Origin of the sequence: Paraconexibacter sp. (genome assembly GCF_041602235.1) — a bacterium.
In the GTDB taxonomy this organism is placed as follows: Bacteria; Actinomycetota; Thermoleophilia; order Solirubrobacterales; family Solirubrobacteraceae; genus Paraconexibacter.
Genome location: NZ_JBFIGP010000018.1, coordinates 21,093 through 27,843 on the forward strand (window position 1 = coordinate 21,093; position 6,751 = coordinate 27,843).

Here is a 6,751-nt window from a genome sequence, read left to right on the forward strand (position 1 = left end):
GCTCGTGCGGGGTACTGCACCGGCCACCCAGTCAGGAGCCGCCCCATGATCTTCCGCCAACTGACCCACGACGACCTCGGCTGCGCGTCCTACCTGATCGGCGACGAGGACGCCGGCGTGGCCGCCGTCGTGGACCCACGCCTGGACATCGACGAGTACCTGCGGCTCGCGCGCTACCTCGGCGTCCGCATCGAGCACGTCCTCGAGACGCACAACCACGCCGACCACGTGTCGGGACACGGTCGCCTCGTGGCGGCGACCGGGGCCACGGTCCACATCCACCGCGACGCGGAGGCCGAGTACGACCACGAGCCCTTCGAGGATGGCTGGGAGCTCGAGCTCGGCGACGTGATCGTCCGCGCGGTCCACACGCCGGGCCACCGGCCCGAGCACACGGCGTTCGCGCTCGTCGACACCGCTCGCGGTGAGGAGCCGTGGGCGGTCCTGAGCGGGGACAGCCTGTTCGTCGGGGACATCGCCCGTCCCGACCTGGCCGTCGAGAAGGAGGAGGGCGCCCGCGACATCTTCCGCTCGCTGCACGAGAAGCTGCTGACGTTGCCCGACACGTGCGAGGTATGGCCCGGGCACCTCGGCGGGTCGCTGTGCGGCGGCGCGGGGATGGACCTGAAGGTCTCCACCACGATCGGCTTCGAGCGTGAGCACCAGGCGCTCCTGTCGGTCGAGGACGAGGCGGCGTTCGTGGAGCGCACGACCGCGGCGCTCGGCCCGCAGCCCCCGAACTTCGAGAACATCGTGGCGCTGAACCGGGGCCCGCTGGTGCGTGAGGTCGTCGAGGCGCACCCCCTCACGCCGCGCCAGGTGCGGCAGGCCCAGGACGCGGGGGCGGCGGTCATCGACGTTCGCACCGAGCTGCAGTTCGACGAGGCGCACATCCCGGGAGCCCTGTGCCTGACCACGCGGCGGGCCGGCTTCGGGTCCAAGCTGGCGTGGCTCGCCGACCCCGAGCAGCCGCTCGTGCTCGTCGGGCGCGACGACGAAGATGCCCTCCAGGCCGCCGACCTGGCGGCGGCTGTCGGGCTGCGCACCATCGCCGGGTACCTGGCAGGGGGCATGACCTCCTGGCGGGAGGAGGGCCACGAGGTGGAGCGGACCCGGAGGATCACGATCCCCGACCTGCACGAGCGGTGGGCCGACGAGGCCAGCCGCCCGCAGATCCTCGACGTCCGCGAGCAGGACGAGTGGGACGACGGGCACATCCCGGGCGCGATCCACCAGCCCTACCACGACATCGACGCGGTCCCCGAGGGCGTCGACCCGGGGCGGACCGTCGCCGTCGTGTGCGGCTCGGGCCAGCGTGCCGCGGTGGCGGCGAGCCTGCTGCAGCGCCACGGCGCTCAGGACGTGGTCCACGTCGTCGAGGGCGGCGTGCCGCAGTGGAAGAGCGAGGGCTGGCCGATCGAGGAGCCCGAAGGCTGAGCGTCGGGCCCGGGTGTCGGTCCGTGCTGCGTGTCGAGCGGTAGCGCCGGTCCGGCTCTCTGTCGTCGCCGCACAACGTTTCGGTGCCGAGCGGGAAAACCTTGTGCCGCGCACACGGAACGCCGGGATCCCATAGGGGCGAAAGTCGGTTCCATGGGCTTCATCAATCCGGCTCCGGTCCCCTTCGACGTCGAGGAATGGCGCGAGAAGCCCCACCTCGAACGTGTCAAGCCGCTCGCCCAGGACTGGGCGGCCAACGGCTTCGGCACGCCCTACGCGATCCACGTGCTGTACATCCTGAAGCTGATCGCCTTCAGCTTCGGCGCGATCGCGGTGATCGGGGCCACGACCACGGGCCTCGGCGGGATATCGAACTTCGGGGACTGGTGGACCGAACCGATCGTCTTCCAGAAGCTCGTCGTCTGGATGATCCTCTGGGAGATGATCGGCCTCGGGTCCAGTTCGATGCCGCTGAGCTTCCGGTTCCTGCCGCCGATCGGCTGCATCCTGGCCTGGGTGCGACCGGGCACGATCCGTCTGCCCCCGTGGCCCGACAAGGTGCCGCTGACCGCCGGCAACCGGCGCACCCCCATCGACGTGCTCCTGTACCTCGGCGTCCTCGGGCTCGCGTTCGCGCTGCTGCTGTCCGACGGGACCGCGACGAGCGCCATCAGCTTCAGCGGTGAGGAGGCGACGGCCGGTCGCCTCGACACGACGCTGATCGCCGTCCTGCTCGGCGTGTGGGTCGCCCTGGGCCTGCGCGACAAGGTCTCGTACCTCTGCGGCCGTCCCGAGATCTACGGCCTGCTGCTGGTGGTCTTCCTGTTCCCGATCACGAACTTCGTGATCGCCTCGCAGCTCGTCCTGATCGCGATCTGGTTCGGCGCGGCGACCTCCAAGCTCAACCACCACTTCTCCAGCGTGGTCGCGGTCATGGTGTCCAACACGCCGTGGAACCGCTCGAAGACCATCAAGAAGCAGCTCTACCGCAACTGGCCCGAGGACCTGCGTGCCTCGAAGAAGGCGACGTACTTCGCGCACCTCGGCACGATCATCGAGTTCGGCCTGCCGCTCCTGCTGCTGGTCACGCAGGGCGGCACGCTCGGGACCTTCGCGGTGATCGGCATGGTGATCTTCCACATCCACATCACCTCGACGTTCCCGCTCGCGGTCCCGCTGGAGTGGAACCTCTTCATGATCTTCGGCACCCTGGTGCTGTTCGGCCAGTACGGCGACGTCGCCTGGTCGACGCTCGACTCGGCGCCGCTGCTCGCGATCATCCTGTTCAGCGGCGTGGGGGTCATGCTCTACGGCAACTTCCGCCCCGACCAGGTCTCGTTCCTGCCGTCCATGCGCTACTACGCCGGCAACTGGGCGACCAGCCAGTGGCTGTTCCGCCGGGACACGAACGCCGAGGAGAAGTTCGAGGCGAAGGTCAAGAAGAGCTCGCCGATCGTCTACAACCAGCTCGAGAAGCTCTACGACGCCGACAGCGCCGAGATCTTCCTGACCAAGGCGCTCGCGTTCCGTGCCATGCACCCGCACGGTCGCGCGCTCAACGGGCTGCTGCCGCACGCGGCGGTGGGCGGCGAGGTGGAGGACTACAAGGTCCGGGAGGGCGAGTTCCTCACGGGCGCGACCGTCGGCTGGAACTTCGGCGACGGCCACTTCCACAACCAGCAGCTCCTCGAGGCGGTCCAGGAGCAGTGCCAGTTCGAGGAGGGGGAGCTGCGGATCATCTGCCTGGAGTCCCAGCCGATCCACATCCAGCGCCAGCAGTACCGGATCTACGACGCGAAGACCGGGCTCATCGAGACCGGCTACGTCGAGGTGAAGGACATGATCGAGCGTCAGCCGTGGCTGGACCTCAACTACGAGTTCCCGGTGCACGTCACCTCGGGCGGACAGGCGCCCGCCGCGGCGGCCTCGCCGCGCACAGCTGCACCTGCATGAGCGAGGCCGTCGTCGTCGGGTCCGGGCCCAACGGACTCGCCAGCGCCGTCGCGCTCGCCCGGGCGGGCGTCGGCGTGACGGTGCTGGAGGCGGCGGACACGATCGGGGGTGGGACGCGCAGCGGTGAGCTGATGACCCCCGGGCTGCTGCACGACCACTGCTCCGCCGTGCACCCGATGGGCGTCGGCTCACCGTTCCTGTCGACGCTCGGGCTCGAGCGCCACGGGCTGGAGTGGCGGTGGCCGCAGGTCGACCTCGCGCACCCGCTCGACGACGGCACGGCCGGGGTGATGCTGCGCTCCCTCGACGCGACCGCCGACGGGCTCGGTCCTCGCGACGGCGGTGTCTGGAGGACGCTCTTCGGACCCTCGGTGCGTGGCTTCGACGCCCTCAACGAGGACCTGGTCGAACCGGTGCTGCACGTCCCGAAGCACCCGTGGCGGCTCGCCCGGTTCGGGGCGCCGACCGTCCTGCCCGCCGCGGTGCTCGCCCGGGCGTGGAGGACCGAGCAGGCGCGGGCGCTGTTCGGTGGCGTGGCCGCCCACGCCCTCAGTTCGCTGACGGCGCCGATGAGCTCGGCGGTGGGCTGTGCCCTCATCGTCGCGGGGCACCGTTGGGGGTGGCCGGTCGCCAAGGGCGGGTCCGCCGCGATCACCAGCGCGCTGGCCGCCGACCTCGTGGAGCATGGCGGCAGGATCGAGACCGGTCGCCGGGTCACGTCACTGGACGAGATCGCCGGCCCGGACGTCGTCGTGCTCGATCTCGCCCCGGGCGCCGTCGCGGATCTGGCCGGCGCGCGCTTGCCGCACGGGGTCGCCCGCGCCTACCGGCGCTACCGGCACGGCCCCGGGGCCTACAAGGTCGACCTCGCCGTGCAGGGGGGCGTCCCGTGGACGAACCCGGCCGCGCGCAGGGCCGGGACCGTGCACGCGATGGGTCCCCTGTCGGAGCAGGTGATCGCCGAGCGCGACATCAACCGGGGCCGGATGCCCGCGCGGCCCGCCGTGCTGGTGGCCCAGCAGTACCTGGCCGATCCCTCGCGATCCAACGGTGACGTGCATCCGGTGTGGGCCTACGCCCACGTGCCCTGCGGCTACGCCGGGGACGCGACCGACGTCTTGCTGGACCAGATCGAGCGGTTCGCCCCGGGGCTGCGCGACCGGATCGTGGGCATGCACGTCACACCCACCATGGCGTTCCCGGCCTACAACGCCAACTACGTGGGCGGGGACATCATCACCGGGGCGAACACGCCCTGGCAGATCGCGTTCCGGCCCCGGCTGGCCCTGGACCCCTACGCGACCGGCATCCCCGGCGTGTTCATCTGCTCGGCGGCAACGCCCCCGGGCGCGGGCGTCCACGGGATGAACGGGCACAACGCCGCCCGGTCGGCGCTGCGCTACCTGGCGGACTCGGCCGGCTGAGAACCAGCGGGCGGGCGTGGGGTGCCCGGTCTACAGACCGAGGTCGCGCAGCGCCGCGGCGGCGTCACGGACACCTTCGATGCGCAGCGTCTTGTCCCGCCCGGTCTCGCCGCGCACGATGCTCACCGCGCTCGGCGGTACGCCGACCGCACGGGCGACGAGCTTGCGCAGCGCGGCGTTGGCCTTGCCGTCCACCGGCGGCGCCGTGAGGCGCACGAGGACGGCGCCCGCCCGCGTCCCGGCCAGCTGATCGCGTGCCGCGCGCGGTACGACCCGCACCCGCACCTCCACGTCAGGCATCGCCGACGAGCCCTTCGACCAGTCGGGCCAGCACGGGCCGGATCGCGGTCCGCACGTCGTCCTGGGCCCCGCGGGCGAGGTGGCCCAGGAGCAGCCCGTCGATGGCGGCGGTCAGCACCTGCGCGTCCAGCCGCGGGCTGGGAGAGCCCGCCCCCTCCAGGAGACCGGCGACGGCGCTCAGGTAGCCCTCGGTCCAGTCGTGCTCGATGCTGCGCAGCTCGGGGCGTCGGGTCGCCTCCAGCCACATCGCGAAGCTCGCGATCAGGGCGGTTCGGCCCTCCCCGAGCTCCGCAGCGAGCAGTTCCGTGAGCACCTCGGCGAGGTCGGACGTGCCGGCGTGACGGTCGGCGAACTCGGTGACGCGTCGGATGTCCCGGTCGGCGGCCAGCCGGTACGCGGCGGTCAGCAGTTCGTCCTTGGAGGAGAACCAGTACGTCGTGGCGGCCAGCGGGAGCCCGGCAGCGGCTGCGACGCGGCGGTGGGTGAGCGCCCCGGGGCCCTCGCCGGCGATGACCTCCAGGGCCGCGTCGAGGATCAGCGCCCGCCGCGCCTCGCCGCGTACCGGTCGCTCCGGGCTCAATGCGCGCCCGCGAGGTTGAGTCCGACGACGCCGACGACGACGAGGCCGATGGAGGCGACCTTGAGGGCCGACGTGGGCTCACCGAGCGCCGTCATCCCGACCAGCGCGATCACGGCGGTGCCGGCCCCGGCCCACACGGCGTAGGCGATCGAGACCTCGATGCGGCGGACGACCACCAGCAGCAGGAGGAACGACAGCAGGTAGCCGATCGCGACCGTGAGCGCGGCCGGGATCGAGCCGTCTCCCGCCGACTTCAGGGAGAGGGTGGCGGCGATCTCGGACACGATGGCGAGGGACAGGGCGGACCAGGCGAGCAACATGACGGTACAAGCGTACCGAAAACGGTACAGATGTACCGCTACGCCTGTCGTGGAGGGTCGCGAGCGTCGTCCCATAGGCTCACCGCATGTTCGCCGCCTACGCCGCCCGCACCGACGCAGAGAGCCCACTGAGCGCCTTGGAGCTGGGCGAGCAGCCCGAGCCCGAGGCACGGGACGGCTGGAGCACGGTCACGGTCAAGGCCGCCTCCCTGAACCATCACGACATCTGGTCGCTGCGCGGGGTGGGGCTCCCCGACGACAGGCTGCCGATGATCCTCGGTTGCGACGCGGCGGGGCTCGACGAGCACGGCAACGAGGTCGTCGTCCACGGCGTCATCTCCGACCCGTCCTGGCACGGTGAGGAGACGCTCGACCCCAGACGCTCGCTGCTGTCGGAGCGGTTCCCGGGCACGTTCGCCGAGAGGGTCGCGGTCCCGACCCAGAACCTGATCCCCAAGCCCGCGGGACTGTCCTTCGAGGACGCGGCGTGCCTGCCGACGGCGTGGCTGACCGCCTATCGGATGCTGTTCGGCCGCGCCGAGGCCAAGCCCGGGTCGACCGTGCTCGTCCAGGGTGCGGGAGGGGGCGTGGCGACGGCCGCGATCGTCCTGGGCGCCGCCGCCGGCGTACGGGTGTGGGCGACGAGCCGGTCCGAGGCCAAGCGTGCGCGCGCGGTCGAGCTCGGAGCCGAGCAGGCGTTCGAGACGGGCGCGCGCCTGCCCGAGCGCGTGGACGCC

At 71.8% G+C, this 6,751-nt stretch carries 7 protein-coding genes; 4 read left to right on the top strand and 3 right to left on the bottom strand.

Annotated features, from left to right (window positions below; genetic code table 11):
* The first annotated feature begins 45 nt into the window (after positions 1–45).
* The 3 genes from ABYE80_RS02795 to ABYE80_RS02805 all read left to right on the top strand — a co-directional run bounded on the left by ABYE80_RS02795 (position 46) and on the right by ABYE80_RS02805 (position 4,814).
* Positions 46–1,437 (top strand): rhodanese-like domain-containing protein, encoded by a 1,392-nt coding sequence (locus ABYE80_RS02795; protein WP_372788496.1) that lies wholly within the window; start codon positions 46–48, stop codon positions 1,435–1,437.
* 153 nt (positions 1,438–1,590) lie between these two features.
* Complete coding sequence (locus ABYE80_RS02800; RefSeq protein ID WP_372788498.1) at positions 1,591–3,390, top strand: DUF3556 domain-containing protein; 1,800 nt, start codon at positions 1,591–1,593, stop codon at positions 3,388–3,390.
* Positions 3,387–4,814: a phytoene desaturase family protein gene (locus tag ABYE80_RS02805; RefSeq protein WP_372788499.1), complete on the top strand. Its 1,428-nt coding sequence runs from the start codon at positions 3,387–3,389 to the stop codon at positions 4,812–4,814. Before ABYE80_RS02800 ends, ABYE80_RS02805 begins: the two co-directional genes overlap by 4 nt.
* 30 nt (positions 4,815–4,844) lie before the next feature.
* On the opposite strand, the gene ABYE80_RS02810 is transcribed toward ABYE80_RS02805, so the two are convergent.
* The 3 genes from ABYE80_RS02810 to ABYE80_RS02820 are packed head-to-tail and all read right to left on the bottom strand — an operon-like array spanning position 4,845 to position 6,014.
* The gene (locus tag ABYE80_RS02810; protein ID WP_372788500.1) at positions 4,845–5,114 is read right to left on the bottom strand and encodes a DUF167 domain-containing protein; all 270 of its coding nucleotides are present in this window, start codon (positions 5,112–5,114) and stop codon (positions 4,845–4,847) included.
* Positions 5,107–5,694, bottom strand: a complete 588-nt coding sequence (locus ABYE80_RS02815) for a TetR/AcrR family transcriptional regulator (protein WP_372788502.1) — start codon at positions 5,692–5,694, stop codon at positions 5,107–5,109. Before ABYE80_RS02815 ends, ABYE80_RS02810 begins: the two co-directional genes overlap by 8 nt.
* A complete protein-coding gene (locus ABYE80_RS02820; RefSeq protein ID WP_372788504.1) occupies positions 5,691–6,014 on the bottom strand; it encodes a multidrug efflux SMR transporter in 324 nt (107 codons plus the stop codon). The genes ABYE80_RS02815 and ABYE80_RS02820 overlap by 4 nt, the downstream gene beginning before the upstream one ends.
* Positions 6,015–6,100: 86 nt before the next feature.
* Between ABYE80_RS02820 and ABYE80_RS02825 the strand changes: the two genes are divergently transcribed.
* A partial coding sequence (locus tag ABYE80_RS02825; protein ID WP_372788505.1) for an alcohol dehydrogenase catalytic domain-containing protein occupies positions 6,101–6,751 on the top strand: 651 nt, incomplete at its 3' end.